This is a genomic window from Bradyrhizobium sp. Crot121, from assembly GCF_059512385.1.
Map to the genome: position 1 here is coordinate 1 of NZ_JCAMOR010000441.1, position 399 is coordinate 399.

Annotated in this window: 1 pseudogene; it reads left to right on the plus strand. The window is 59.9% G+C overall.

Annotation, left to right across the window (positions count from 1 at the left end):
* Nucleotides 1–22: 22 nt before the first annotated feature.
* A pseudogene (locus tag AC5ZGW_RS47385) lies at nt 23–399 on the plus strand (ATP-binding protein); the annotation flags it as partial.

Consider the following 399-nt stretch of genomic DNA (forward strand, 5'->3'; position numbering starts at 1 on the left):
CACGGCCCAATACGGCGCTGGGATGCGCACGATCGAGACCTTCGCCTCGGTTGCCAGTGCAGATGATCCCTCCATTCTTCCGGAGGGGGAAGTGCATTTGGGCATAGCCGAGCTATTTCTCGGCCGTCTGCCGGACGCTCTGCGACGACTCCAAGCCCTTCAGCAGCGCGATGTGCGATATTTTAACGGCTCCTATAGTGTGCGGTACTTGGCGGATATCGTCGTTCTTCTGGAATGCGCCCTGTCGCAGGTGCAGTGGTTAACTGGTTCCCCGGATGCTGCCGCGCGAACGGCGATAGTCGCGTACGAGCGCGCGCGCCCCGCGCACCATCACCTATCGCTTAATAACGCTCTCACCTATGCGTGTCCCGTCTTCTATTGGAGTGGGCTCTACGAGCA